The organism is Lawsonibacter asaccharolyticus (genome assembly GCF_022453915.1).
GTDB classification, from domain to species: Bacteria; Bacillota; Clostridia; order Oscillospirales; family Oscillospiraceae; genus Lawsonibacter; species Lawsonibacter asaccharolyticus.
Window position 1 is genome coordinate 2,803,564 of the sequence record NZ_CP091870.1, and the last position, 25,589, is coordinate 2,829,152.

Annotated in this window: 25 protein-coding genes and 1 other RNA gene; 14 read left to right on the plus strand and 12 right to left on the minus strand. The window is 60.7% G+C overall.

All coding sequences use genetic code 11. The features are described from left to right. The 9 genes from grpE (at nucleotide 1) to ssrA (ending at nucleotide 7,471) form a co-directional block, all read left to right on the plus strand. Nucleotides 1-561 carry a nucleotide exchange factor GrpE gene (grpE, locus tag L9O85_RS13490; RefSeq protein WP_050622775.1) on the plus strand — a complete coding sequence of 187 codons (561 nt, stop codon included), beginning with the start codon at nucleotides 1-3 and terminating at the stop codon, nucleotides 559-561. 28 nt (nucleotides 562-589) lie between these two features. Further along, the gene (locus tag L9O85_RS13495) at nucleotides 590-727 is read left to right on the plus strand and encodes a hypothetical protein (protein WP_154669718.1); all 138 of its coding nucleotides are present in this window, start codon (nucleotides 590-592) and stop codon (nucleotides 725-727) included. 41 nt (nucleotides 728-768) lie between these two features. Beyond that, nucleotides 769-2,625: a molecular chaperone DnaK gene (gene dnaK / locus L9O85_RS13500; protein ID WP_050622774.1), complete on the plus strand. Its 1,857-nt coding sequence runs from the start codon at nucleotides 769-771 to the stop codon at nucleotides 2,623-2,625. Between the two features lie 176 nt (nucleotides 2,626-2,801). After that, nucleotides 2,802-3,962, plus strand: coding sequence for a molecular chaperone DnaJ (gene dnaJ / locus L9O85_RS13505; protein WP_050622773.1), 1,161 nt, complete (start codon nucleotides 2,802-2,804; stop codon nucleotides 3,960-3,962). 302 nt (nucleotides 3,963-4,264) lie between these two features. Continuing rightward, entirely contained in the window at nucleotides 4,265-4,933 is a 669-nt protein-coding gene (locus L9O85_RS13510) for a thiamine diphosphokinase (protein ID WP_242850264.1), read from the plus strand. Nucleotides 4,934-4,986: 53 nt separating this feature from the next. After that, nucleotides 4,987-5,799 (plus strand): NYN domain-containing protein, encoded by an 813-nt coding sequence (locus L9O85_RS13515; RefSeq protein ID WP_050622772.1) that lies wholly within the window; start codon nucleotides 4,987-4,989, stop codon nucleotides 5,797-5,799. Between the two features lie 102 nt (nucleotides 5,800-5,901). Continuing rightward, nucleotides 5,902-6,363, plus strand: a complete 462-nt coding sequence (gene smpB / locus L9O85_RS13520; RefSeq protein WP_050622771.1) for an SsrA-binding protein SmpB — start codon at nucleotides 5,902-5,904, stop codon at nucleotides 6,361-6,363. A gap of 26 nt (nucleotides 6,364-6,389) precedes the next feature. Next, the gene (locus L9O85_RS13525) at nucleotides 6,390-6,917 is read left to right on the plus strand and encodes a peptidylprolyl isomerase (RefSeq protein ID WP_050625366.1); all 528 of its coding nucleotides are present in this window, start codon (nucleotides 6,390-6,392) and stop codon (nucleotides 6,915-6,917) included. A 188-nt stretch (nucleotides 6,918-7,105) separates the two neighbouring features. Next, nucleotides 7,106-7,471: a transfer-messenger RNA gene (ssrA, locus tag L9O85_RS13530) on the plus strand. A gap of 504 nt (nucleotides 7,472-7,975) precedes the next feature. On the opposite strand, the gene L9O85_RS13535 is transcribed toward ssrA, so the two are convergent. From L9O85_RS13535 to L9O85_RS13545, 3 genes are read right to left on the minus strand one after another with little or no spacing between them, the layout of a single operon-like run. Beyond that, nucleotides 7,976-8,602, minus strand: coding sequence for a hypothetical protein (locus L9O85_RS13535; RefSeq protein WP_301578911.1), 627 nt, complete (start codon nucleotides 8,600-8,602; stop codon nucleotides 7,976-7,978). A 44-nt stretch (nucleotides 8,603-8,646) separates the two neighbouring features. Beyond that, nucleotides 8,647-9,177, minus strand: coding sequence for a hypothetical protein (locus L9O85_RS13540; protein ID WP_050622769.1), 531 nt, complete (start codon nucleotides 9,175-9,177; stop codon nucleotides 8,647-8,649). After that, nucleotides 9,174-9,602, minus strand: coding sequence for a hypothetical protein (locus L9O85_RS13545; protein WP_301578913.1), 429 nt, complete (start codon nucleotides 9,600-9,602; stop codon nucleotides 9,174-9,176). The genes L9O85_RS13540 and L9O85_RS13545 overlap by 4 nt, the downstream gene beginning before the upstream one ends. A gap of 612 nt (nucleotides 9,603-10,214) precedes the next feature. On the opposite strand from L9O85_RS13545, the gene L9O85_RS13550 reads away from it, so the two are divergent. Then, nucleotides 10,215-10,802 (plus strand): hypothetical protein, encoded by a 588-nt coding sequence (locus L9O85_RS13550; RefSeq protein WP_256183312.1) that lies wholly within the window; start codon nucleotides 10,215-10,217, stop codon nucleotides 10,800-10,802. A gap of 57 nt (nucleotides 10,803-10,859) precedes the next feature. On the opposite strand, the gene L9O85_RS13555 is transcribed toward L9O85_RS13550, so the two are convergent. Next, a complete protein-coding gene (locus L9O85_RS13555) occupies nucleotides 10,860-14,867 on the minus strand; it encodes an S-layer homology domain-containing protein (protein ID WP_301578915.1) in 4,008 nt (1,335 codons plus the stop codon). Nucleotides 14,868-15,416: 549 nt separating this feature from the next. Between L9O85_RS13555 and L9O85_RS13560 the strand changes: the two genes are divergently transcribed. Then, nucleotides 15,417-17,060, plus strand: a complete 1,644-nt coding sequence (locus L9O85_RS13560; protein WP_050623320.1) for a Na/Pi cotransporter family protein — start codon at nucleotides 15,417-15,419, stop codon at nucleotides 17,058-17,060. 53 nt (nucleotides 17,061-17,113) lie between these two features. Here the strand turns inward: L9O85_RS13560 and L9O85_RS13565 are convergent, their stop codons facing one another. From L9O85_RS13565 to L9O85_RS13600, 8 genes are all read right to left on the minus strand, one after another. Then, nucleotides 17,114-17,356: an RNA-binding S4 domain-containing protein gene (locus L9O85_RS13565; RefSeq protein ID WP_108980383.1), complete on the minus strand. Its 243-nt coding sequence runs from the start codon at nucleotides 17,354-17,356 to the stop codon at nucleotides 17,114-17,116. 59 nt (nucleotides 17,357-17,415) lie between these two features. After that, on the minus strand, nucleotides 17,416-17,691 hold the full coding sequence (locus L9O85_RS13570; protein WP_050623318.1) for an HU family DNA-binding protein: 276 nt from the start codon (nucleotides 17,689-17,691) through the stop codon (nucleotides 17,416-17,418). A gap of 77 nt (nucleotides 17,692-17,768) precedes the next feature. Beyond that, entirely contained in the window at nucleotides 17,769-18,557 is a 789-nt protein-coding gene (gene mazG / locus L9O85_RS13575; protein ID WP_301578919.1) for a nucleoside triphosphate pyrophosphohydrolase, read from the minus strand. A gap of 41 nt (nucleotides 18,558-18,598) precedes the next feature. Then, on the minus strand, nucleotides 18,599-20,410 hold the full coding sequence (locus L9O85_RS13580) for a putative polysaccharide biosynthesis protein (RefSeq protein ID WP_242850280.1): 1,812 nt from the start codon (nucleotides 20,408-20,410) through the stop codon (nucleotides 18,599-18,601). Between the two features lie 33 nt (nucleotides 20,411-20,443). After that, nucleotides 20,444-21,748 (minus strand): amidohydrolase family protein, encoded by a 1,305-nt coding sequence (locus L9O85_RS13585; protein WP_256183237.1) that lies wholly within the window; start codon nucleotides 21,746-21,748, stop codon nucleotides 20,444-20,446. Nucleotides 21,749-21,759: 11 nt separating this feature from the next. Continuing rightward, the gene (locus L9O85_RS13590) at nucleotides 21,760-21,990 is read right to left on the minus strand and encodes a hypothetical protein (protein ID WP_108980380.1); all 231 of its coding nucleotides are present in this window, start codon (nucleotides 21,988-21,990) and stop codon (nucleotides 21,760-21,762) included. A gap of 51 nt (nucleotides 21,991-22,041) precedes the next feature. Then, nucleotides 22,042-22,866, minus strand: coding sequence for a purine-nucleoside phosphorylase (locus L9O85_RS13595; protein WP_301578922.1), 825 nt, complete (start codon nucleotides 22,864-22,866; stop codon nucleotides 22,042-22,044). Nucleotides 22,867-22,876: 10 nt separating this feature from the next. Beyond that, entirely contained in the window at nucleotides 22,877-23,269 is a 393-nt protein-coding gene (locus L9O85_RS13600) for a zinc ribbon domain-containing protein (RefSeq protein WP_050623313.1), read from the minus strand. A 349-nt stretch (nucleotides 23,270-23,618) separates the two neighbouring features. Here L9O85_RS13600 and L9O85_RS13605 point away from each other — a divergent pair, with 349 nt between their 5' ends. From L9O85_RS13605 to L9O85_RS13615, 3 genes are read left to right on the plus strand one after another with little or no spacing between them, the layout of a single operon-like run. Next, nucleotides 23,619-24,641, plus strand: coding sequence for an FAD:protein FMN transferase (locus L9O85_RS13605; protein ID WP_256183239.1), 1,023 nt, complete (start codon nucleotides 23,619-23,621; stop codon nucleotides 24,639-24,641). Then, entirely contained in the window at nucleotides 24,638-25,012 is a 375-nt protein-coding gene (locus L9O85_RS13610) for a NusG domain II-containing protein (RefSeq protein ID WP_108980377.1), read from the plus strand. Before L9O85_RS13605 ends, L9O85_RS13610 begins: the two co-directional genes overlap by 4 nt. Then, nucleotides 24,993-25,511, plus strand: a complete 519-nt coding sequence (locus tag L9O85_RS13615) for a Gx transporter family protein (RefSeq protein ID WP_242850279.1) — start codon at nucleotides 24,993-24,995, stop codon at nucleotides 25,509-25,511. Before L9O85_RS13610 ends, L9O85_RS13615 begins: the two co-directional genes overlap by 20 nt. Nucleotides 25,512-25,589 lie beyond the last annotated feature (78 nt).

Consider the following 25,589-nt stretch of genomic DNA (forward strand, 5'->3'; position numbering starts at 1 on the left):
ATGAGTCAGAAAGAAAAGAACAAGACGCCCCCCGAGCTGGACGATCAGCTGGAGGAGGCGGCCGCGAAGGAAGCGGCTGAGGAGCCGGCCGAAGCGGAGGCCGGGGCCACCGACCCTCTGATGGATGAGCTGGAGGCGCTGAAGGACCAGGCGGCCCGGCAGGAGGAGAAATATCTCCGGCTGGCGGCGGAGTACGACAACTTCCGCAAGCGGACTGCCAAGGAGAAGGAGGCCATCTGGAACGACGCCAAGGCGGACGCCGCGCTGGCATTCCTCCCGGTGTACGACAATCTGGAACGGGCCCTGAAGCAGGAGACTGCAGACGAGGCGTATAAAAAGGGCGTGGAGATGACCATGAACCAGCTGAAGACTGTGCTGGAAAAGCTGGGCATCACCGAGATCGAGGCCCTGGGACAGCCCTTTGACCCCACCCTTCACAACGCGGTAATGCACATTGAAGATGAGAATTTTGGAGAAAATACCGTGGCCGAGGTGTTCCAGGCCGGCTTCAGGCTGGGAGACAAGGTGGTCCGCTTTGCCATGGTGAAGGTCGCCAACTGACGGAAAACAGAATGGAGGAGACAGCTCAGTGAGAGATCCCATGATCCGGAAAAAAGCCTGCCGGCAGTGCCTCTGCCTGGACCCGGCCGTCTACGCCCTGTTTCTGACGGCCAGCATGTGCTTCCTGTTCTCTTTTGTCTTTTATCTGCTCTCTTTCATCTTTTGACCTTGTAAATACAAATCTTTTCATATTGGAGGAACGAAATTATGTCCAAGATCATTGGTATCGACTTAGGTACGACAAACAGCTGTGTGGCTGTCATGGAGGGCGGCGAGGCCGTCGTCATCCCCAACGCGGAGGGCAACCGCACCACCCCCTCTGTAGTGGCATTTTCCAAGGACGGCGAGCGTATGGTGGGCCAGGTGGCCAAGCGCCAGGCCATCACCAACCCCGACCGCACCATCATCTCCATCAAGCGTGAGATGGGCTCTGACTACAAGGTGAGCATCGACGGCAAGAAGTACACCCCTCAGGAGATCAGCGCCATGATCCTTCAGAAGCTGAAGGCGGACGCCGAGGCCTATCTGGGTGAGACCGTCTCTGAGGCGGTCATCACCGTCCCCGCGTACTTTACCGACGCCCAGCGCCAGGCCACCAAGGATGCGGGCAAGATCGCCGGCCTGGATGTGAAGCGGATCATCAACGAGCCCACCGCCGCGGCCCTGGCCTACGGCGTGGACAAGGAGGAGTCCCAGAAGGTCATGGTCTACGACCTGGGCGGCGGCACCTTCGACGTATCCATCCTGGACATCGATGACGGCGTCATCGAGGTGCTGGCCACCGCCGGCAACAACCGCCTGGGCGGCGATGACTTCGACAAGTGTGTCATGGACTGGATGGCCGCCGAGTTCAAGAAGACCGAGGGCATCGACCTCACCGGCGACAAAGTGGCGATGCAGCGCCTGAAGGAGGCCGCCGAGAAGGCTAAGATCGAGCTTTCCGGCGTCACCTCCACCAGCATCAACCTGCCCTATATCACCGCCGACGCCACCGGCCCCAAGCATCTGGACCTGACCCTGAGCCGGGCCAAGTTCGACCAGCTCACTGCCCACCTGGTGGAGGCCACCGCCGGCCCTGTCCGTCAGGCCATGAACGACGCCGGCCTGTCTGGCAGTGACATCCACAAGGTGCTGATGGTGGGCGGCTCCAGCCGTATCCCCGCCGTGCAGGAGATGGTGAAGAAGCTCACCGGCAAGGAGGGCTTCAAGGGCATCAATCCCGACGAGTGCGTGGCCATGGGCGCGGCCCTTCAGGGCGGTGTGTTCACCGGCGACGTAAAGGACCTGCTGCTGCTGGACGTCACCCCCCTGTCCCTTGGCATTGAGACCATGGGCGGCGTGATGACCAAGCTGATTGAGCGCAACACCACCATCCCGGTCAAGAAGAGCCAGATCTTCACCACCGCCGCCGACAACCAGACCTCCGTGGAGGTCCACGTGCTCCAGGGCGAGCGTGAGATGGCCCAGTACAACAAGACCCTGGGCCGCTTCCACCTGGACGGCATCGCCCCCGCCCGCCGGGGCGTGCCGCAGATCGAGGTCACCTTCGACATCGACGCCAACGGTATCGTGAACGTGTCCGCCAAGGATCTGGGAACCGGCAAGGAGCAGCACATCACCATCACATCCTCCACCAACATGTCCAAGGACGACATCGACAAGGCCGTGCGGGAGGCGGAGCAGTTCGCCGCCGAGGACAAGAAACAGCGGGAGGCGGCCGACATCCGCAACCAGGCGGACCAGATGGTGTTCCAGACGGAAAAGACCCTGGAGGACATGGGCGACAAGATCCCCGCGTCCGACAGGAACAGCGTGGAGAGCGCACTGAACCACCTGAAGGAGACCCAGAAGGGCAGCGACGTGGAGGCCATCAAGGCGGCTACCGAGGAGCTGACGAAGGCGTTCTACGCCGTCAGCGAGAAGCTGTATCAGCAGAACGGCGGTCAGGCCGGCCCCGGCCCGGACATGGGCGGCGCCAATTTCGGCGGCCAGGCGGGCGGCAGCGGCGCCGGACCCGACGTGGTGGACGCCGACTATGAGGTCGTGGACGACGACAAGAAATAAAAACGTTCATGGTCCGCGCGGGCGGGGCATCGCCCCGCCTGCGCGCCCTTGCGTTTCCATAAGAGGGAAGAGCGAAGTGTGGCGAGTGAAGAGATGAGCACCCCGTTTCACTGGGGAGGCAGGAGCTCATCTCCACCTTCCCAGCTCCGTTTTTCACTCTGAATAGAGGTGATACTATGCCAGAACAGAAGCGAGACTACTATGAGGTCCTGGGCGTGAGCAAAGGTGCCTCTGACGAAGAGATCAAAAAGGCCTACCGGAAGCTGGCCAAAAAATACCACCCGGATATGAACCCGGGGGACAAAGAAGCGGAGTCCAGGTTCAAAGAGGTCAACGAGGCCTACGAGATCCTGTCCAACAAGGAGAAGCGGGCCCGGTATGACCAGTTTGGCCACGCCGGGGTGGACCCCAACTACGGCGCTGGCGGGGGCGGCTTCACTGGAGACTTTGGAGACATTGACCTGGGCGACCTGTTCGGCTCCTTCTTCGGCGGCTTCGGCGGAGGGGGCTTCGGGTCCTCCGCTGGCCGGCGCAATGGCCCCCAGAAGGGAGAGAGCCTGCGGGCCAGCCTCACCATCACCTTTGAGGAGGCCGCCTTCGGCTGCGAGAAGGAGATCAACCTGAACCGCACCGAGGAGTGTGACGCCTGCCACGGCTCCGGCTGTGAGTCAGGAACCACAGCGGAGATCTGCCCTGACTGCCGGGGCACCGGGACCGTCCGCATCCAGCGGGGGGCGGGCGGCTTTGCCTTCACCAGTACGGCGCCCTGCTCCAAGTGCCGGGGGACCGGCAAGATCATCCACAGCCCCTGCAAGGCCTGCGGGGGGGCGGGCAGCGTGAGGAAGCAGAAGCGCATCGCTGTGACCATCCCCGCCGGCATCGATGACGGCCAGGCTGTCTCTCTGCGCGGACAGGGGAATGCAGGCAAGAACGGCGGTCCTGCCGGCGATTTGATCGTAGGCGTCCATATCCAGCCCCATCCCCAGTTCCAGCGGGACGGGACCACGGTGCTGTATGAGCAGCCCATCTCCTTCTACCAGGCGGCCATGGGGGCTGAGCTGGAGATCCCCACCATTGACGGAAAGGTAAAGTACAACCTGCCCGCCGGCACTCAGACCGGCACCACCTTCCGGCTGAGAGGAAAGGGCATCCCGGAGCTTCGGGGCCGCGGGCGGGGCGATCAGTACGTCACCGTCCGGGTGGCGGTGCCCACTGGGTTGAATGGAGAGCAGAAGGAGGCCCTGAGGGCCTTCGCCGCCGCTATGGGAGAGATCCCTGCGCAGGAGGAGGAAGAGGGGCTCAAGGGCTTCTTTGACAAGCGGAAACGGAAAAAATAGGTTCGGATCTTAATCGGCGAGTCCGGGGCGGCCGTACAGGGCCGCCCCGGACCCCTGTTGCCGGGAGCTTTGCGGGGCGCACATCGTGCGCCCCGTATTTTTTGACCCAGCCTCGTTCTTCCTCTGCGGGGCGCATGTCCTTCTGTTTCCTTTTCTCCGCCCCTTCTGTATATGTTTTTCTCCACAAGGGGAAATTTTATGTTATAATAGAAAAAACGTGATCTCATTCAGCTTGCCAGCGCCATCCCTGCCTGGGGGCCGGCACCCATCTCAGCTCTGCTGTCCACGGAAGGGAGACCCATATGACAAACGATGCATCGCTCTGCTATGTGGTGGGGGCCATGCCCCTGGACCCCGGTTTCATCCTCACGCCTGTCCCTGGCGACTTGGTCATTGCGGCCGACAAGGGCTATGAGACCCTGTCCCGGCTGGGCGTCCACCCCGGCCTTGTAGTAGGGGATTTCGACTCGCTGGGCTCCGTCCCAGACCATCCCCAGGTCCTCCGCCTCCCCAGGATCAAGGACGAGACGGACACCGGCTTCGCCCTGCGCCAGGGGCTGAAACGGGGATACCGGCGCTTTGTGCTGCTGGGCTGTCTGGGCGGGCGTCTGGACCACACGGTGGCCAATCTTCAGCTGCTCTCCTGGCTCTCCGCCCAAGGGGCCCAGGGCGTTCTGCTGGGAGAAGGCGAGGCGGCAGCCGTGGTCACTGAAGGGACGCTCTCCTTCCCCGCCTCCATGGAGGGCTTCGTCTCCGTGTTCTGCGCCGGCGGTACTGCCCGGGGCGTCACCCTGGAGGGTCTGAAATACCCCCTGGACCACGCGGAGCTCACCAGCGACTTCCCCCTGGGGGTCAGCAATGAGTTCGTGGGCCTGCCCGCCCGGATCTCCGTGGAGGAGGGCTCCCTTTTGGTGGCCTGGGAGGACCGGGGGACCCTGGATGACCTGCTTCCCACCCTGTGGAGCGACTGAAAAGGAGCAATTTGCAATGAAATACTATTTTGTTATAAGGGAGGAGCTCCCCCATGCCTGACCAGAGCAGCGAGAAGGACCTGAGGCTGGCCGTGCTCATCGATGCGGACAACGCCTCCCGCACCGCCATGAAGGATGTGATGGCTGAGGTGGCCGTCTACGGCACCCCCACCATCAAGCGCATCTACGGCGACTGGACCAGTCCCAACATGTCCACCTGGAAGTCTATCCTGCTGGAGACCGCCATTACCCCCATCCAGCAGTACAGCTATACCACCGGAAAAAACGCCACCGACTCGGCCATGATCATCGACGCCATGGACATCCTCTACTCCGGCAACTGTGATGGCTTCGTCCTGGTGTCCAGCGACTCCGACTTCACCCGGCTGGCCACCCGCCTGCGGGAGGCGGGGATGAAGGTGTACGGCATGGGGGAGAAAAAAACGCCCAAGCCTTTCATCGTGGCCTGCGACAAATTTGTCTACATCGAGGTCATCCGGGCCGCGGCCCAGCAGGCGGCCCAGCAGGAGAAGGAATCCGTTCCCCAGAAGAGCTCCAAGAAGAGCAGCAAGAAGGCGGCCCAGCAGGCGGTTTCCGCTCCTGCCGCCAGCGCGGTGCCTCAGGACATGGTGGAGCTGATCGCCGACTCCCTAGAGAACTTGTGTGATGAGGACGGCTACACGCTGATGGGCAAGCTGAGCAATCTGCTGATGAAGAAGCAGCCCGACTTTGACCCCCGGAACTACGGCTTCTCCAAGCTGAGCAAGATGATCAAATCTCTGGACCGCTTCGAGGTGGATGTGCGCCAGGTGGGTGACAACAACACCGACATCTATGTGCGGGACAAGCAGGGAAAGGATAAATAAAAGGCCCTCTGTTCACAGATTCCACTTGTATTTTCCCCACGGCTGTGGTACATTATATTCTCCCCAGGTATTTGGAGGCGCAGATGGAGAGGAGGTGTTCCTGTGGCCGATTCCGTCAAAGTCGTGGCTAAAAACAGCAAAGCCTACCACGACTACTTCATTGAGGATAAATACGAAGCCGGGATCGAACTGGCAGGCACCGAGGTCAAGTCCATCCGTCTGGGCCATGTGAACCTGAAGGATTCCTTCTGCGTCGTCAAGGACGGAGAGATGTCCGTGATCGGGATGCACATCAGCCCCTATGAGAAGGGGAACATCTTCAACAAGGACCCCATGCGCCAGCGCCGCCTGCTGATGCACAAGCGGGAGATCCTGCGGCTGTTTGCCCGCATCAAGCAGGACGGCTACTCCCTGATCCCTCTGTCCATCTACTTCCGGGGCCCCCGGGTCAAGCTGGAGCTGGGGCTGGCAAAGGGCAAAAAGCTCTATGACAAGCGTGACTCCGCCGCAGCGCGGGACGCCAAGCGGGAGATGGACCGGGCTATCAAGAGCCGAAACCGATGACCCCCTCCGCGGGGATAAGAAAGGATATGATCCCAGTGAGCAATCCCATCATCACCATTGAAATGGAAAATGGCGGCGTTATCAAGGCGGAGCTCTACCCCGAGATCGCGCCCAACACCGTGAACAACTTCATCCACCTGATCCAGAAGGGATTTTATGACGGCCTGATCTTCCACCGGGTCATCCCTGGCTTCATGATCCAGGGCGGGTGCCCTGACGGCAGCGGCATGGGCGGCCCCGGCTGGCAGATCAAGGGGGAATTCACTCAAAACCGCTTCCCCAATGACCTGAAGCACGACCGGGGCGTCCTGTCCATGGCCCGGGCGATGGACCCCAACTCCGCCGGCAGCCAGTTCTTCATCATGGTGGAGCAGGCCCCGCATTTGGACGGCCAGTACGCCTCCTTCGGCAAGGTCATCGAGGGCATGGAGGTGGCCGACGCCATTGTCTCCGCCAAGCGGGACTGGAATGACAAGCCCCGTGACCCCCAGCGCATGAAGCGGGTCACGGTGGAGACCTTCGGTGTGGACTATCCCGAGCCGGAGAAGTGCTGATTTAATTTTAAGCCTGCGGGGCGGAATGCCCCGCAGGGTTAAAATATGAACTCCTCGCCCGGCGGCGCAGCCGCCATCCGAAGCGGAGCCCAGCGCAAGCGGGGCCGGTTCGGTGAGGAGGAGCAAGGGAGCCAGCGAAGCTTTCGCCGCCAGGCGGAAACGGAGCTGAGCAGACTTTGTGACGACGAGGGGGCGTACCGGTTTCGACGGGGACGCGGAAGCAGGAATAGCGGGCGGTGGCGCCTGACCACCTGAAAACGGGCAACTTATAAATTAAAGAACGATAACGATACCGTTCTCGCCGCTGCTTAAATAGCGGCCGTCTGACCCGGGAGGACCACGGCCCGGGAACAGGCGTCGTTTCGTGGTGCACGTGCGCCGGCAAAGCTTTGAACCGGCCATGAATGATGAAGCTCACCTGACCCGTCGGCGTGACGGCTTGCCGGCAGGAAAGGGAACTGGGAGAGCAAGACTCCCAAAATAACCGTCTGCGCCCGGAGAAGTTCCTGGGGAAGCGTTTTCGGACGGGAGTTCGACTCTCCCCGCCTCCACCACGTCGGAGCAAGCGTCATATCGCTTGCTCCGACTTTTTATGCTTCGCACGAAAAGTCAGAGCGCGCTCATTTTGCTGCTCCTCCTTTCCACCTGCGACCCGCTTCGCTGGGCTCGCAGGTGGTGGGCGGCCCTGCGGGCGGCTATTTTTCGTTTCTGGCAGAAATATTGGTTTTAACCGCTCTTTGCAAAAGAAAATGCGGCTTGTTTTGACAAGTCGCATTTTCTTTTGAGTTTCGCGCCCTTTAGTCGCTCCACCCTTCGTGACTTCAATGCCCGGGGGCGGCAAAGCCGCCCCCGGGCAACTCACCGCTTTGCACCGAATTCATGCGCCGGCCGGTTGGGCAGTCCTCCTGCCGCCGTTTCGGAATGCCAAACTATCGGTTTTACCCCTTCTCCATACAGCTCGCCGGCCTCCTTTGGGGGCTTTGCCGTCCACCGGCAAGCCGGCACTGGTCCTGCGGCCCCCGTCCTGTTGGGCTCGCGCTTCGATCCTGTGCTGTTTTTCAGGCCGATATCAGGCCCAGATCTCCCAGCCTCTCCTGAAGCACGGCATAGGCGGAGAGCATTTCCCGCACCGGCCCCTCGGGGAGATAGCCCAGCTGGATCAGGGAGATGGGGTGATATACCCTGCTCTGCACCTCCTGCGTCTCCAGCGAAATGGTATTGCAGATCAGATCCAGCCGTCCCTCTCCCTCTGTGGGCTCCAGGAAAAGGAAGAAATAGTCATGGATCAGCCCCTCCTCTGGGATCACGGCCTTTGGAGGCATAGTGACATCCACAACGCACCCATCCCAACTGTCCTGGATGGGAAGCTGCGCCAGCTCATGCATGGTCGTCCCATCAAAACAGATGGCAGTGATGGAGTGGAGGCTGCCATGGCTGACCTGTAGGCGGGTGGAGGGGGCTGGGATAGACATGGGCGCCCCATCTTTTTGGATCTCATACTGGTAATGGGTGTCTACAGCCTCTAAAGAGTACGACAACGGTTCGGCCCGTCTGGCCCGTTCCGACTCGATGTGTGCCAGGCGCAGCTGGCCCCAGGACAGCACCAGACCCAGTACCGTCAGCACCAGACCCAGTACCGTCCCAAAGATGGTCATATAGGTCCCCAGGATAGTGAGGTAGCTCATGTGCCTGCTGGCCGTTGTTTCGTCTCTCTTCTCTTTTTTCAGATTTATATGCTCAAATACTCCTCCATTCTCAGTCTCAGTCTGTTGTAAGTTCGATAGGTGTGATCCCTGCTCCAGCGGCGGTATGTCCGGATCTCGTCGATGGTATCTCCAGCCATCAAGTCGTAGGCCATAAGACGGGTATCCCGGGACTTTATACGGTGTAGAAAGTCATGGAGGCAGACGCTGTTTTGAAAATCACCATGGGGCATGGACAGCAGCTCGAGCCGTGGGACTGGGATCTCCGGACTCACCGGGATATCCAGGGACTCCTGCTCATAGAGCCAGAAATCGAGGTCTCGTTTCTCCTGAAGGAGGGCCTCCCGAATGATAAGGTAAGCCCTTTTCCAACCCGAAATGCCGTCCCCGCAGAACGCGAAGGGGGCGTCCCGGTAGACTGAGAGAAATGCCTCCCACGCGCACTGGTGCAGATCCCTGATCCCCTGGGGGAGCCCTATGGACCGGCAGATATCTTTAATAAATCCATCGATCAGCCGGCGTTCCCGGGGCGAAAAATCTCGTTTTTTACGTTTCATCTGCTCCTCCTCGCCGCAGATCTTCGGACTTTCTTGGGCTGATCCAGCGCAGAGAGGGCCGGGGGTTCGGGCAGGTCCTGACAGCAGCCGATCCAGGCCCGCCGCTCCTGGCACCACTCCATCGTGTAAAGGGCAGGCAGGGAGAGCCCCTTTGCTTCCAGGTACTGTTTGAAGTCAAGATGGAGCACATTTCCTCCTTTGGCGGAAAAACAGATGTTGGGCGTCTCCTCGGAGCACAGGAGCAAGTAGCGGCCGTCTGGGCTAGTTTTTGCACGAAATTCTCTCTGTGCACCCACCCCTCTTTTCAAGGCTCCGTTCATCGAGACCATTCCCTTTTCTGTAATGGAGATCCGGGGGACATCATAATGCCGGCGCAGCGGCGGGATGTCCTCCAGTGCCTCAAAATCCAGCTCTGAGAAGTTCATAAGGTTTTACCCCCTTTTAAATATACGATATGGAAAATTATAGTGGGGTGCAATATAAAAGGAAAGAGTCAAGTCATACGATTATTTTCGACAGTTTTCCCTTAAATGTGTGCATACTCTATGAATAATTATAAGCTATATTGGCGCATACTTAAAGTTTAACTATTTTTTATGCATCTTGTTCAAACGGGGCGTATCTTGCGGGGACGGGTCCCAGGGACGCCCGGAGGGCCCTTCCCTTTAGAAGCGGGTATCCCGGCACATGCCCAAAACCTTCCCCTTAGGGGGAAGGTTTCATGGCGAAGCCGTGACAGATGATGGGGTGTTCTTCCGTCTTTCCCAGACCCCCGGTACGGGAGTCACCGAGCGGAGCTCTCCTGGACCTGACCGGCACGGCAAGGCAAGGTTTTCGCACTGACCAGCGTCTCACACCGCTGCCGCCATCGGGCCGCCTCTCTCAATACCGGGGCTTCCGCACAGGCGGGGCGGAAATGGGCGCAGTTCCGCTTCACTTCCATAATTTGTATTGAAACGTCTCACAAAACAGCTTTTCCCTCCGGTTTTGAGCGGGTCCGGATCTGCCGGGCCCAGTCAGGACAGGAGGGATTTTTTATGGCAAGCGGACAGACTCAGTATTATGGGCTCTCCCAGTGGGAGGCCGCGGACAAGGTGGAGCGGGTGGACTTCAACTCCGACAACGCCAAGATCGACGGAGCGCTCCACACCCTGGCGGAAGGGGCTGTGTGGGAAAAAATTGGGGAGACAAGGGCAGGTATCCCACAAATGTCCCTCTCTATCCACGTCCCCAGCATCGGCCGCTACCGATCGCTGCAGCTGATTTTTCAGGCGTCCATGGCCAAGGGACAGGATCTGATCCTGCTGGCGTCCCCGGGGGATAATTCCAATTACATCACCCTGACGGAAAGTGGGACCGTCTCCGTCACCTCCAAGCAGTTCACGCTGCTTCAGACCACAGGGGAAGGAGGGGGAACTGCGACGCTGTTTCCCTTTGGGCGAGACAGCAACGTAGGCATCTGCATCAACAGCATCTCCCGGGAGGGGAGCACCTTTCGGTCCATCCGCTCTATGGGCTGCAACCCCTCCATTCTCTGGACCTCCATTCGCCAGCTCTTCGTTCTGGGAAGCGGTTCGTCCACCGTGGATGCGGGGTCCCAGATCAGACTTTACGGTCTGAGGTAAGAAAAGGCACCCCCCGGATGATTCCGGGGGGTGCGGAGAGATCATCTCTCAGGAAAATCAAGTTCCAGCGTCGTAGGTGATCTCCAGGGTATCAGAACTGCTGAGCGCATCGAAGACGATCTCGATCTCAGCATCTTTGATGGCCCCATCCTTAAAGGTGAAGGAGCCGTCGTTTCCGTCAGTTCCGACTTTGCTGCTCGCGATGTATTCAACTGTGGTGGGGTCGGCCGTCAGCTTATCATCGCCGCTCGCAGCGGTGAACCCGGTCCCGTCTACGGTAACCACAGCGCTGATCTCATCATCGCCGGTCACATAGACCGTGCCGGAGGCCTCTCTGCCATTCACGAACCAGGTCAGGCTCATGCCGGTAGAAGCGACATCCTTGATATCCGCCTTCAGCTCAGCGGCAAAAACCTCTGTGACCTCGATATCCCCGGTGACCTCCCCGGCGGGGATGGTCAGGGAAGTGCCCTGGGCCTTTTCGTTCTCAGCATAGACCTCGCCACCAATGGTGATCCGATAGAACTTTCCGCTGGTCACACCGTTCAGAGTGGCCTCCTTGCCGGCCTCGACATAATTCTCGGTAGCTACTCCGCCGGTGACAGCCACATAGCCGGACACATATTCCTCACCGTCAGCGAAGTTGGAGGTGGAGGTATAGGCAACATAGGTGGTGCCATCCTTCAGCCAGCCGGTGCCCTTGCCGTTGTTGGGCAGGGTCTTCTGCTGACCGACAGCCTTGAAGTACTGAGGCTCACCATCCACAGTGACAGTCACACTGTAGCCCTTCTCGATCACATAGCCGTTGGCGTCGATGGTGACGGTCTTGGCATAGCTCACGGTGCCGTCAGGCGCAGTGATCTTCATGTTGTTGGTGTCTTGGATGATGGCGGCGGCGTTGGCCAGGATCTTCTCCTCCCCATCAATGGTCACGATATAGCCCTCGGTCACAGCACCCTGGCTGTCGAAGGTGAAGGCAGGCGCCTTGTAGCCGCCCTTGGTCACTGCGAAGGTGTACTTGCCAGCGGCATCGACGGAGGAGTTGGCGTCGTCGATCACGAAGCCCTTGTCGGTGATATACTTGCGGACGGCGGCCAGAGCCTCATCCAGGGTGGGCTTGTCGCCCTGATAGGCCACGCCCAGGGCCTGAGCGTCAGAATTCTCGTCCACGATGCCCACGGTCCCCTTGGCCTGAGCCACGGGCTTGGTGGTCACGGTGACGGTCAGGTTCTTGGTGACATTGTTGATGGTGTAAACACCATTGCTGGCAGTCAGGACCTCGTCGCCCAGCTTCACAGACACCAGCTCATAGCCGGAGGTAATGTTGAGCTTGAACTTTACGTCCTGATTGTCGTTGACCTTGATCTTGTTGCCATCAACGACCTCGAACTTGCCCTCCTCCTTGACAACGGTGAAACCGTCGCCGTTGAAGGTGATGGTGTTGTCATAGGTGGGGATCTCTTTCTTCAGGACGTACACCAGATCGGCGGTCTTGCCGTCGTCGGACTTGTTCGCCACATAGACGGTGGTGGTGTAGTCCTCGTCGGCCTTCATATCCTTCAGATCAGTGGCCTTGGAGACATCGGGGCTCTGGTAATCCACGCCATTGGTCTTCAGGTCATAGGTGACGACCACGACCACGCTGTCGCTGTTGGTGACATACTGAACATCCTTCGGGACGCCGCCCACAGTCTCAGTCAGGTAGAAGCTGCGGCTGCCCACGGACTTGACGGCGCTGAACTGGCTCTCCGCGATGGGCTCGACGGAGGTCACCACATTCTCGCCGTTGGTCTTCAGGACCTTGTAAAGCCCCTTGGCGTTCACAGGATCATGGCCGGTCTGGCTGAAGACCAGGGTCTGCTTCTCGCCGTCCACATAGACCTCGTGCTGCTTGTAGTTCTTGTTCTTGTCATAGGTCTCATAGTCGGTGGTAGCGGCATAGAAGTAGGTGTCGTTGCTGTTGCTGGCCTCGCCGGAGTAGATAAACACCACGTCCAGCACGCCATCGTTCTCACGGGTATCGATGACCCAGAACTTCACGTCCTCGTCGTTGGAATCGACCTTCTTATAATCGGGAACATTCTCAAAACCAGTGTAGATGGTATTCTCATCCACATCAACAAAGACAGTGTCCTCGTCCACAATATAGGTCTTGCCATCGGCGGTGATGTAGGCCGCGTCATTGATGATCTCGGCGCCTGCGCCGGTCACATTGGAGGCCACATCCTTGTAGTTCTTGTACAGGCTGTTCTGGTTCTCGCGGTCCGCCTGGTCATCCATGTCCAGGATGGGGCGCAGAGTGTAGACATCGTCGTCCACGGAATAGGCATACACGCCGCCCACCAGGCCGCCATTGTTGTACGCCTTCTCCACGTCGGCCACGTTCATTTCGGTGCCATTGACCCATTCGTTGTCAATGGTGACCTTCTTCTCGGTGCCGTCGGTAAAGACGACCTTGGCCTCGATGGTCTTCAGGTAGCTGTCGGCGGTATCCACATACAGATAGTTGGCATAGTAGTCATCCATCGCCAGGAAGCCAATGACATAGCCGTTGGGGTCCAGATACAGACGGTAGGCAATATCGAGAGTGGGATGGACCTCGTTGATGTCATCCAGATCAGAGGCGGTGTACTTGGAATAGGTGTACTTGTTGCCGTCGTCCAGCTTGACATAGCTGCCCTTGTCCTCATCCTCGGGCTCAGAAGCCTTGGCGACATAGGTCACGCTGCCTTCAGCGGTGGCGGGATCAGCGATGGAAGCGACGAAGGAGTCGTCATCGTCGTTCACGTCCACGGTAATGACCACATAGTCGTCCTCAGCGAAGCCGTCGGCGGTGATGGTGCGCTCGTCGATGGGGTTGGTCTTGGCCTTGTCGCTGAGCACGCGGACCGTGACCTCGCCGTCCTTGACCTTGGTGACCTCGGCCATGTAGTAGTTGATCATGACCACAGTGACGGTGTCGTTCACGTCGTCCACATAGATCTCGGTGGTGGCGCCCTTGGCGGTGTAGGCGTAGTCGGTGTCCTTGTCGTTGGCGGGAGCCAGATCGTCGCCGGCCTGCTCAGCGCCGTCCACATAGACATTCCAGGTGTAGTCGTCCACCACGCTCTTGCCAACAGCCTTGTAGATCACGTTCTCCTTGGTGTTGGCGGTGTAGGTGAAGTCGGGGGTGTCGGCCACAGTGATGATCTCATCATCGGAGGTCATCTTCACCCGCTCGGGGATCAGGGAGCCGTCCTCATTCAGAACGCCTTCCTTGTTGCCCTCGCCGGAGGGGTTGCCGTCCATCCGATAGGAGCCGATGCCCCAGGTGGTGCCGGGACGGCCGTAATCGGTGTTCTCGTTGGTCTTGTAGACCAGGTCGAAGTTCTTGTAGCCCAGGGTATCGGTGTAGTAGTAGGTCAGGGAGTACAGGATACCCTTGTTCTCGTTGTAGTACACGCCCAGCAGCTCATTGTACTGAACGGGCACAGCCTTGGTCAGGGCGTTGAACACCAGCTCAGCCACGTTGTCGCGGGTCAGACCCTCGTTGGCGGCCAGCTTCAGGTCGCCGTACAGGCCCAGAGCGGTGCCCTTGGCGGTGGCAGCCAGCATCCAGTTGTCGCCGAAGTCAGCGGCGCTCTGGAAGTAGCCCAGGGCGCGGCACAGCATCAGAACGGCCTGCGCGGTGGTCACAGTGGCGTTGGGGTCGAACTTGCCGTCGCCCACGCCGGCCACGATGCCCAGGCTGGAGCACAGGTTCACATAGCCCTGCGCCCAGGCGGGGACGTCGGTGAACACATTGGTCTCCGCGAACTGGTTGACGTTCACACCGGCGCCGTACAGCATGGTGCTGATGATAACGGCCATCTCGGCGCGGGTGACTACGTTCTCGGGGCCGAAGGACCCGTCCTCGTAGCCGTCAAAGAGGCCGATGGCAGAGGTGACCGCCACGGCGTCCTTGTTGACGATCTCAGCGTTGTCGCTGAAGTCGTCAAGGCCCTTAGCGCTGGAACCCACGACCATCATGCCCAGGAGCATAACGGAAGCCAGAGCCAGGCTGAGAGCACGCTTCAGGTTTCTCATTGGATATTCCTCCTTTTTATATTGACAAAAGTCGCTGTTTTCTGACAAATCGGGCCTTTTCCAGAACATTTCGGCCCACTATGCCTGTACAACACTTCTGACACAGGAGAAATTGGTTATAAAAAGGGGGAGATCAGGGGAAAAATCCCCGAGATCACGCCTAAAAAGTTTCCCTGGTAGACATTTGGTAGACACATGAAAACAGAAGGGGCGGCGAGGCGCTGAAACTCCAGGCCACCGCCGCCCTTTTTTGGTAGACTTTTGGTAGACATTTCGCTTTTCTACCTCAGTGTGCGCATCTCGCAAAACAGTCCTATGGTCCGTCTGTCAAATTTTGTCCAAGAATGGTATTGACACTGGGAAACCTTCCCCCTTATAATATCATTGCAGAATATTCCGGTATTGAACATGGTCTTGATGTGGAACCCTGTTGGTACAGTTTTCAAGCATAGCCCGCGCCGATCATCTTATGATGTGGGTTATGCTTTTTCCATGCCCTTTGTTTCGCTCCTCTCGGCGGAAGCTGTGTTGATTGAAGGAGGAATCCCTATGTCTGTTTCAGGCCTTCTGAGTCTTTTGGGCGGTCTCGCGCTGTTCCTGTACGGCATGCAGATGATGAGCTCCGGCCTGGAGGCCGCTGCCGGTAGCAAAATGAAGCTGATCCTGGAGCGGCTGACTGCCAACCGTTTTCTGGGCGTCCTGGTGGGCGCGGGCATCACCGCCGTGATCCAGTCCTCCTCCGCCACCACAGTCATGGTGGTGGGCTTCGTCAATTCCGGGATGATGACCCTGAACCAGGCGGTCTGGATCATCATGGGCGCCAATATCGGCACCACTATCACCGGACAGCTGATTGCTCTGGACGTGGGCGCCCTTGCCCCTCTCTTCGCTTTCATCGGCGTGGCCATGGTGGTCTTTGTCAAGATGCCTAGGGCCCACCACATCGGCCAGATCATGGCCGGTCTCGGCGTGCTGTTTATCGGCATGGAGATGATGAGCTCCTCCATGATGCCTCTGCGTGACTCCCAGGCCTTTGTGGACCTGATGACCAGATTCTCCAACCCCCTGCTGGGCATCGCCGTGGGCGCCCTGTTTACCGCCCTGATCCAGTCCTCTTCGGCCTCAGTGGGCATCCTTCAGGCTCTGGCCACCAGCGGTGCCATCAGCTTTTCCAGTTCTGTGTTCATCCTCTTTGGCCAGAATATCGGTACCTGTATCACTGCGGTCCTGGCCTCCATCGGCACCAGCCGCAGCGCCAAACGTGCTACTATCATCCACCTGATGTTCAACATCATCGGCACGGTGCTCTTTACCATCCTCTGCATCCTGTTTCCCTTGGCCGATCTGGTGGCCTCCTTTACCCCTGATGCACCGGCTGCCCAGATTGCCAACATGCACACTATTTTCAATATTGTCACTACCCTTCTGCTGCTTCCTCTGGGCAATCAACTGGCCAGCCTGGCGGTGCGTATCCTGCCCGAGCAGCCGGAGGAGAACCGGGACGAGATGCACTTGGAATACCTGACCCCCGTTCAGGTCAGCAGCAAGGACGGCAACCTGGGCGCCTCCGCTATCCACATCGGCCAGCTGCAGCAGGAGCTGGATCGGATGCTGGATATGGCCCAGGACAACATCGAGACCAGCTTTGACGCGGTGCTCAGTCGGGACAGCAGTCTTCTGACCAAGGCCGAGAAGATGGAGAGCTACTTGGATTTCCTCAATAAGGAGATCTCCAAGTATATCTCCCGTCTCATCACCTATGAGACCAACGAGCAGGGTTCCAGCATCGTCAGCAGCTATTTTACCATCACCGGCAATATCGAGCGCATCGGCGACCACGCCATCAACATCTGCGGCTACTCCAAGCTGCTGGAGGAACGGCACATCCAGTTCTCCGCCCAGGCTCAGGAGGAGATCTGCCAGATGCGGGACATCTGTCTGGAGGCGCTGAACGCCCTGCATCAGCGGGAGGCTGGCGACCTGCTCTGGCTGACGGATGTCTCTGCTCTGGAGCAGCGCATCGATGACATGACCGACCTGTTCCGCAAGGATCAGCTGGAGCGGATGAAGGCCGGGACCTGTTCTGATGAGGCCTGTATCCTTTACTCTGAGCTGCTCACCGACTTCGAACGCATTGGCGACCATGTCCTGAACATCGCCCAGGAGATGTCCAGCATCCGGGAACACAGCTGAATGACAAAAGCGCGCCGCCCCTGTTTTTGGGGGTAGCGCGCTTTCTTATTTCTCTAAAGGATCTCCCGGTACATAGCGGCCGCTTCGGTCTTGCCCATGTGCTCTGCCACTACCAGCACCTCCACCTTGACCGTTCTCTCTCCGAACCGCAGCTCCAGCACATCCCCCTCCTTTACGTCATAGCTGGCCTTCACCGGCCGTCCGTTTGCCATGACCCGGGCGTTGTCACAGGCCTCATTTGCCACGGTCCTCCGCTTGATCAGGCGGGATACCTTCAGCCATTTATCCAATCGCATCGTATTCCTCCATGGAGAAAAGGGGGTGCCGGAGGCACCCCCTTTTTCTATAATCCTGCTTACTTGGAGACGGCGTCCTTCAGGGCCTTGCCAGCCTTGAACACGGGAGTCTTGGAGGCGGGGATGGTGATGGTCTCCTTGGTCTGGGGGTTGCGGCCGACACGCTCGGCACGGGCCTTCACCTCAAAGGCGCCAAAGCCGACCAGCTGGACCTTCTCGCCTTCCACCAGAGCGCCGGTAATGGCGTCGATCATGGCGGTCACGGCGGCCTCCGCGTCCTTCTTGGACAGCTCAGCCTTCTCAGCCACGGCATTGATCAGTTCGGTCTTATTCATTGTGATTTCCTCCTAAAGCATGTTTCGGCGCCTGTGCGCCAGTCTTTTGAATAATATTACTTAAAGCTTTTCAGCCTTTAAGCCTCATCCTGCTTGGCCTGCTGCCACAGCTCCTCCAGCCGGTGCAGTCCCAGGCTGTCCAGCGGCCGTCCTCCGGCCAGCTCCTCCACCCGCCGGAAGCGGCGGATAAACTTTTCACAGGTGCCGTGCAGGGCCTGCTCACTGTCCAGCCCTGCAAAGCGGCCCACCTTGACGGCGGCGAAGAGCAGGTCGCCCAGCTCCTCCTCCACATTGGCCCCCTGTTCCACGGCCTGGCGCAGCTCACCCAGCTCCTCCTCCGCCTTGTCCAGCGCCGGACCCATCTCCGCCCAGTCAAAGCCCGCCTTTCTGGCCTTGTCCTGGATCTTCTCCGCCCGCATCAGGGCAGGCAGGGATCTGGCCACGCTGTCCAGAGTGTCGGCAGCGGTGCGCTGCCCCTTCTCCTCCCGCTTCTGGGCGTCCCAGGTGTTCAGCGCCTGGCCGGAGTCCCGGGCGTCCACTGTGCCAAAGACATGGGGGTGGCGGTACACCAGCTTTTTGCAGATGCCGTCCACCACATCGTCCAGGGTAAAGAGCCCCTCCTCCTCCGCCATTCTGGCGTGGAAAACCACCTGGAGCAGCACATCCCCCAGCTCCTCCTTGAGGTGTCCGGGGTCCTTCTCGTCGATGGCTTCCACCGCCTCATAGGCCTCCTCCAGCATGTTCCGCCGGATGCTCTCGTGGGTCTGCTCCCGATCCCAGGGACAGCCGCCCGGCTGGCGCAGCAGCGCCATGATCCGGTTCAGGTCCTGGAAGCTGTATCGTTCCATACTTTGAAAATTTACCACAGTTTCTCATCCTCTGCAAGGTATTTTCACTAGAAATCAGCTCATAGCCTCAAAATTTTCGCGATTTTGTCCCCTTTGGGCATGAGGGAGAGGTCCTCCCGGGAGATAGCGCGGAGAGCCACCACCAAAACCGCATAGATGATGACCGCGATCAGGATGGCTCCCATCACCGCGATCCCGTTGCCGGTCTTCCCCAGGGTCTGGATCGTCTCCCCCGCCTGGGTAACCTCCTCATAGCTGAGCAGCTTGGACAGCAGGCCGTACACCGCCCAGGCCCCCAGCCCCATCACGCCCGCCGCGGCTGCCGGCTTGGCCAGCAGAGGCAGGTAGTCCGGCCGGCCGTGGATCACCCGGGCGATGACCACCAAGTCCAGTACCATGCACAGTCCGAAGCAGAGCACATTGCCCACCGGTGCCCCGGAGATGCCGATGGTGGGCACGGCTACCAGGTTGTAGTTGGTGACGATCTTCACTACGCCCCCCAGTGCCATGATGACCACGGGCAGATTGATGAAGCCATGGGCCTGGAGGACAGAGTTGCACACCAGCATCAGGCAGACGAAGATGGAGGCGATGCCCAGGGTAGACAACAGGGGCCCCGCCACAGAGGCGTCCAGCTCCGGAAAGATCAGTCGGATGATGGGGGTGCCCAGCACGAAGAGCCCCACCCCCATAGGGAAAGCCAGCAGAGCGGTGATCCGCAGGGCGGAGCCGGTGATCCTGGCCGCCCCCCGGCGGTCCCGCCGGGCCAGGGCCGCGGAGACTGCGGCGATGACCGAGGCGGTGATGGCGGCCATCAGGGAGAGGGGCAGGTTATAGATGGTCAGTGCGCCGCTGTAATTCCCATAGAGGCTACGGCTGATATTTTCCGCCGCCAGCTCCACCGCCCCGTAGAGCTGGGAGACCGCCTCCGCCGCCGCGCCGGAGCTCACGGCCTGCTGCCAGGCGTCCCGTGCCGCCTCCAGGGGGGCGAAGTCCACCACCTGCTGGTACAGCGCCCAGCTGTCCGGGTCGGAGATGAGCACCTTCTGGATCTGTCCCTGGACCAGGGCGGAGTCGATGACGGTGACGATGCCCACCATGGAGGAGCTGATGGTGATGGGGATGGCGATCTTCATCAGGGTGGACAGGATGCGCCGGGCGGAGTCCGGAGCGTCCTGGGTGTCCTTCTCCTCCCGCATGCGGGTGGAGACGAAGTTGAAGATCATATAGGCCAGGGCCAGGATGGTGCCCACCGTGACGCCGGTAATGGCCCCCGCCGCCGCCACATGGCTGGGCTGGCCTGCCCGCACCAGCCAGTAGGCAAGCCCCAGTCCGATGACCAGCTTGCACAGCGCTTCTAGGATCTGGGAGACCGCGGTGGGCGTCATATTCCCGTGGCCCTGGGCATAGCCCCGGAAAGCGGACAGGCAGCCCACGCAGATCACCGCTGGCGCCAGCGCGCGGATGCCCGCCGCCGCAAGGGAGTCGTGCATCATGCCGGCCAGCTGCTCTGAGCCAAAATACATGATCAGGAAGGATACCACACCCAGGGTCAGGAAGGCTGCCAGGGACAGGCGGAACACCTTGTGCACCTGGTTCTGCCGCCCCAGGGCGTTGGCCTCCGACACCATCTTGGACACCGCCACCGGCAGGCCGGCGGTGGAGATGGTCAGCAGCACTGAGTAGATGTTGTAGGCGTTGTTGAAATCGGCGCTTCCCTCGCTGCCGATGATGTTGACCAGCGGGATCTTATAGAACAGGCCGATGACCTTTACCACCAAGATCCCCATTGCCAGGATGGCGGCTCCTCCAAAAAATGTATTCGGTTTGGCCGCTGCCATTCGGCGGGGCGCTTGGTCTTGTCGGGTCATAGTGTATCCTCCTCAATTTGTGAGACTGGGTCCTCACCCGAAGATCAGCGGGAGGGCGTAGTGCTCCACTTCCCAGCGGACCCGCTCCAGGTCCAGGGTGAGAAAGCTCCCCTTCTCATATATGACCTGTCCCCGGGCCATATTCATCTCCACATTAGAGCCGTGGGCGGAAAAGACCAGGTCCTCCACCGGGTCGTGACAGGGGATGAGATTGGGGGCGGAGAGGTCCACCAGGATCAGGTCCGCCGTCTTTCCCGGGGCGATGACCCCGGTATCCCTGCCCAGGGCCCGGGCGCCGTTGACGGTGGCCATCTCCAGGGCGGCCCAGGCATTCACGGCCATGGGGTCCCGCTCCACCCCGTTGTGCAGGACGGCGGCCAGCTTGATATCGGAGAAGAGATCGGCACTGTTGTGGGAGGACATGCCATCGGTGCCCAGGGCCACGTTGACTCCCGCCCGCATCATGGCCGGGATAGGGGCCACCCCGGAGCCCAGCTTCAGGTTGGACCAGGGGTTGTGGACACAGGAGATCCCCTTCTCCGCCATGAGAGCCCAGTCCTCCTCCGTGGTGTAGACGCAGTGGGCCGCCAGTGAGCGGCCGCAGTCCCACACCCCGCACCCGTCCAGGGCCTGGATGGGGGTCTTGCCCCACCGCTCCAGGCTGGCCTGGTGCTCCGACTGGGTCTCAGAGACGTGGACGTGCATCCCCAGTCGGTGCTCTGCGGCGTACTCGGCCATCCACCGCCACAGAGGGGGATTGGAGGTGTACTCCCCGTGGACCGAGGCGTCCACCAGGATCTGGCCCGCCCCCGCCCCATGCCACTCCTCTGTCAGGGCGGCCTGGTTCCGGCAGTCGCCGCAGGTCTCGGGGGAGAAATCCTCTGGCGCACCGAAGTACACCCCGCCGCAGGACAGGTTGGCACTGATGCCCGCCTCCAGGATCTGCTCCGCGATGGTCCCGGTGTGCATATACATATCAGCTACACAGGTGACGCCGGAGGCGATCATCTCCGCCAGGCCCAGCCCGGCCCCCGCCGCCACCGCCCGGCTGTCCAGGCGCGCCTCGGCAGGAAAGATATACTGGTTGAGCCAGGTGTGCAGGTCGCATCCCCCGCCGTAGCCCCGCATCAGGGTCATGGGCAGGTGGGTGTGGGCGTTGACAAAGCCGGGGAGGAGCACCTTCCCGGCGCCGTCCACCACCCGGTCAAAGGTCCCCTCGGGGGGCTCGGTCCCCACGGAGGCGATCTTCGTCCCCTCTACCGCCACATAGGCGTGTTCCAGCACCTGCGGCGCCCCGTCCATGGGCACAACGGTCACGTCAGAAAATAAAATGGGCATCCTCTCGCTCCTTACAAAACAGTCTTGGCCCGCTCCAGGTCCGTCCGTTTCACATAGACCTTATACTCCACCCGGGCCCCGGGGCCCACGCCAAAGCTGGAGGTATGCCCCCCGCGGCCAGACAGGTCCTTGGCTCGGCAGATATAATCGATGTCAGCGGCAGCCAGAGCTTCCCGGACCCGGGCCAGCCGGATCATGTCACAGGTGACCAGCAGCTCCGCGCGGTTAAAAAGTGTCAGCATAGAGACGCTCCCTTCTCCTCAAGCTGCGGAACAGGGGCGCGCCGGTGCGGCTCACATCCGCCGCAGACAGGCCCGGATCAGCCCCGAGAACTTCTCCTTCGCCGCCTCGGCGGCGTCCAGCACCTCCCGCTCGGAGAGGGGCTGGTCCAGGATGCCGGCGGCCATGTTGGACAGCAGGGTGATCCCCAGCACCTCCATGCCGCAGTGTCCGGCCACGACGACCTCCGGCGCGGTGGACATGCCCACTGCGTCACCCCCCAGGATGCGGGCGGCCCGCACCTCCGCAGGGGTCTCGTACTGCGGGCCGTAGCAGTAGAAGTAGACCCCCTCCCGCAGGGTGAGGCCCTGCTCCTGAGCGGTCTGCCGGGCCAGCTCCTGCAGGCGGGGCGTATAGAGCTTGGAGGCGTCTGGAAAACGCACTCCGAATTCCGGCAGGTTCTCCCCCCGCAGGGGTGACTGGGAGAACAGCTTGATGTGGTCAGTAATGAGCATCAGGTCCCCCGCCTGCCAGCCCGTATGGACGCAGCCGGCGGCGTTGGTGACGATGAGGGTGTCGCACCCCAGCAGCCGGAGCACCCGGACCGCGTAGGAGACCTCCTCATAGGAGTAGCCCTCATAGTGGTGCATGCGGCCCTGCATCACCGCCACCCGCTGGCCCTCCAGAGTGCCGAAGACCAGCCGGCCCTTGTGCCCCGGGGCGGTGGAGGATTTGAAATAAGGGATCTCGCCGTAGGGGACCGTCACCGCCCCCTCTACCTGGTCCCCCAGGTAACCCAGGCCGGAGCCCAGGATCATAGCCACTTTGGGCGCGAAGCCGCCCATCCGGGCGCGGATGGCCTGGGCGCTCTCTTCATACTGTTGGAATGTGAAGTCCATCTCCGTCTCCTTACAGAGGGGCGCCGCAGCCCCGGCAGTATTTGTCCTCTTTGCCGCAGGAGGCGCCGCAGGCAGGGCAGGTCCGGCTCTGGCGCAGATCGGAGATGCGGGCCTTCACCTCTCTGATCTTTTCCGAGACCTCGTCCGCCCGCTCCAGAAGGCCGGCCACGTCGGCACTCTCTCCGCCCTGGCCCCTGTGGGTGTCGTACATCACCTGTCCCAGCTTTTTCAGAATGTCCGAGAACTCTCCGTTCAGGTCAAAGAGCTGGACGTTCAGCTTGGCCACGTCTACCATCTGGCCGGCCTTCCGTCCGGCCACCCGGGCGGTGTCCGCCGCGGTGTCGGCGGCTGCGGAGGCGGTGTCTCTGATGCGGTCCAGCAGTTCTTTTACCTTGTCATCCATAGATGTTCTCCTCCTGACAATAAAATGATACCTTAGTTTACACCAAATCGAGGAAAAAAGCAACGACAAAGGGGCCCCGCCCCTTGAAAAGTCCAGCCTCCCGGCACGCTCCGCCCCCTGCCCCGGAGAGAAAAGACGCCCTCTCATCCCCTGCGCATGCGCGGGGCACCTCCCCTCCACGGAAAAGGTATTTCAGGTCCACCCCTCAGCATTTCCGTCCAGGCGGCCCCTGCTCCTCCGATCTATGGCTCTCCATATCTTTTTCAATTTTTCATGACAAAGCCCCGGCCATATGTTAAAATAATAATCACTGTGTATGCAGAACATCCCGATCTTTGGAGGTAACGCTGTGCACTCTGTCCGATTCTTGTTCCTGCCCATGGTGCTGTCCCTGCTGCTGTCCGGCTGCGCCCAGACCAGGGAGACCTCCTCTACCATATTTGCCATGAACACCGTGATGGAGCTCACCGCCTATGGTGACAGCGGCCAGCAGGTGCTGGACCAGGCTACGGAGAGGATCTACCAGCTGGAGCATCTGCTCTCCGTTACCGACGAGAACAGCGACATCTCCGCCATCAACCATGGGGAAGGGGCCTGGGTCCCGGTCTCTCAGGAGACCTTCCAGCTGCTCTCCCTGGCCCTCTCCTATGGCCGGGAGACCCAGGGGGCCCTGGATATCACCGCCTACTCCGCCGTTCATGCCTGGGGCTTCACCACCGGCGAGTACCGTGTCCCCGGACCGGAGGAGCTGGCGGAGCTGGCCGCCCGCATCGACTACACCCAGGTGGAGCTGGACCCGGAGGGCTGCCGGGTCCGCCTGCCCCAGGGGATGCAGCTGGACCTGGGCTCCATCGCCAAGGGCTGGGCCAGCGATCTGCTGGCGGAGCTGGCCGGCGGGGAACCCGCCATCTTCAATCTGGGCGGCAACGTTCGGACCGCAGGGGACAAGCCGGACGGCTCTCCCTGGCGCATTGGCATCCAGACCCCGGAGGCGGGGAGCTCCGGCTACCTGGGGGTCCTGGAGCTCACCGGCAGCCAGGCGGTCATCACCTCCGGCGGCTATGAGCGCTACTTTGAGGAGGACGGCCAGACTTACTGGCACATCATGGACCCGGAGACCGCCGCTCCCGCCCGGTCCGGCCTGAAGAGCGTCACCATCGTCTCCCCTCTGGGGGTGTACTGCGACGCTCTCTCCACCGCCGTGTTCGTCCGGGGGGCAGACTGGGGGGCCGATTTTTGGCGGACCCATCAGGACTTTGAGATGGTGCTGGTGCTGGAGGACGGTTCCCTGTGGGTCACTGCCGGTCTGGCTGGTTCCTTCACGCTGGCAGAGGACTATCAGGACCTGGAGGTGACGGTGATCCAGCTATGAAACGCACGAGATTCTGGGTAGGCGTGCTGGCCGCCGCCGCCCTGCTGTCCGTCGGCGCCATCCTCCTGCTGGGCCGCTGGTCCGGGGGCGGGCACATGGCCCGTATCTATCAGGACGGTGTCTTGATCCGGGAGATCGATCTGGACAGTCTCTCCGCCCCTCTCACCTTTACAGTGGAGTTCCAGGGACGGACCAACACCATCACCGCCCAGCCGGGCCGGATCAGGGTGGAGTCCGCGGACTGCCCGGACCAGGTCTGTGTGGACCAGGGATGGATCTCCGACGGCACCGTCCCCGTGGTCTGCCTGCCCAACCGGCTGGTCATTCAAATCGAGGGAGGAGGGGATGGTCTTGACTCCGCCACAGGATAAGCGCCCCTCCCAGGCCCGCCGCCTCACCCGGGCCGCCCTTCTCACCGCCATCGCCCTGACCATCTTTCTGGCTGAGGCCCAGCTGCCCCCTCCGGTCCCCATCCCCGGCATCAAGCTGGGGCTGGCCAACATCGTCACCGTCTACGCCATGTTCGTCCTGGGGCCCCGGGACACCCTGCTCATCCTCCTCTCCCGGATCTTTCTGGGCGCGGTGTTTTCCGGCCAGATGATGACCCTGCTGTACAGCCTGGGGGGCGGCCTGCTCAGCTATCTCGCCCTGCTCCTCCTGCGCCGGGTGCTGGGCCGGGGCCAGCTCTGGGTCAGCAGCCCCCTGTCCGCCGTATGCCACAACCTGGGCCAGCTGCTGGCCGCCGCCGCCATCGCCAAGAGCTGGGTGGTGCTGGTCTATCTCCCTTATCTGGTGCTGGCCGGGCTTATTACCGGCACCCTCACCGGCCTGTGCGCCCAACTGGTGGTGGGCCGCCTGTCCCGGAATTGATCTCCTTCCCTCCTGTTTTTGTCCAATTCCCTTTTCTTTTTCTCATTTCTGTGCTATCATAGATGTGTCTGTCCTGTT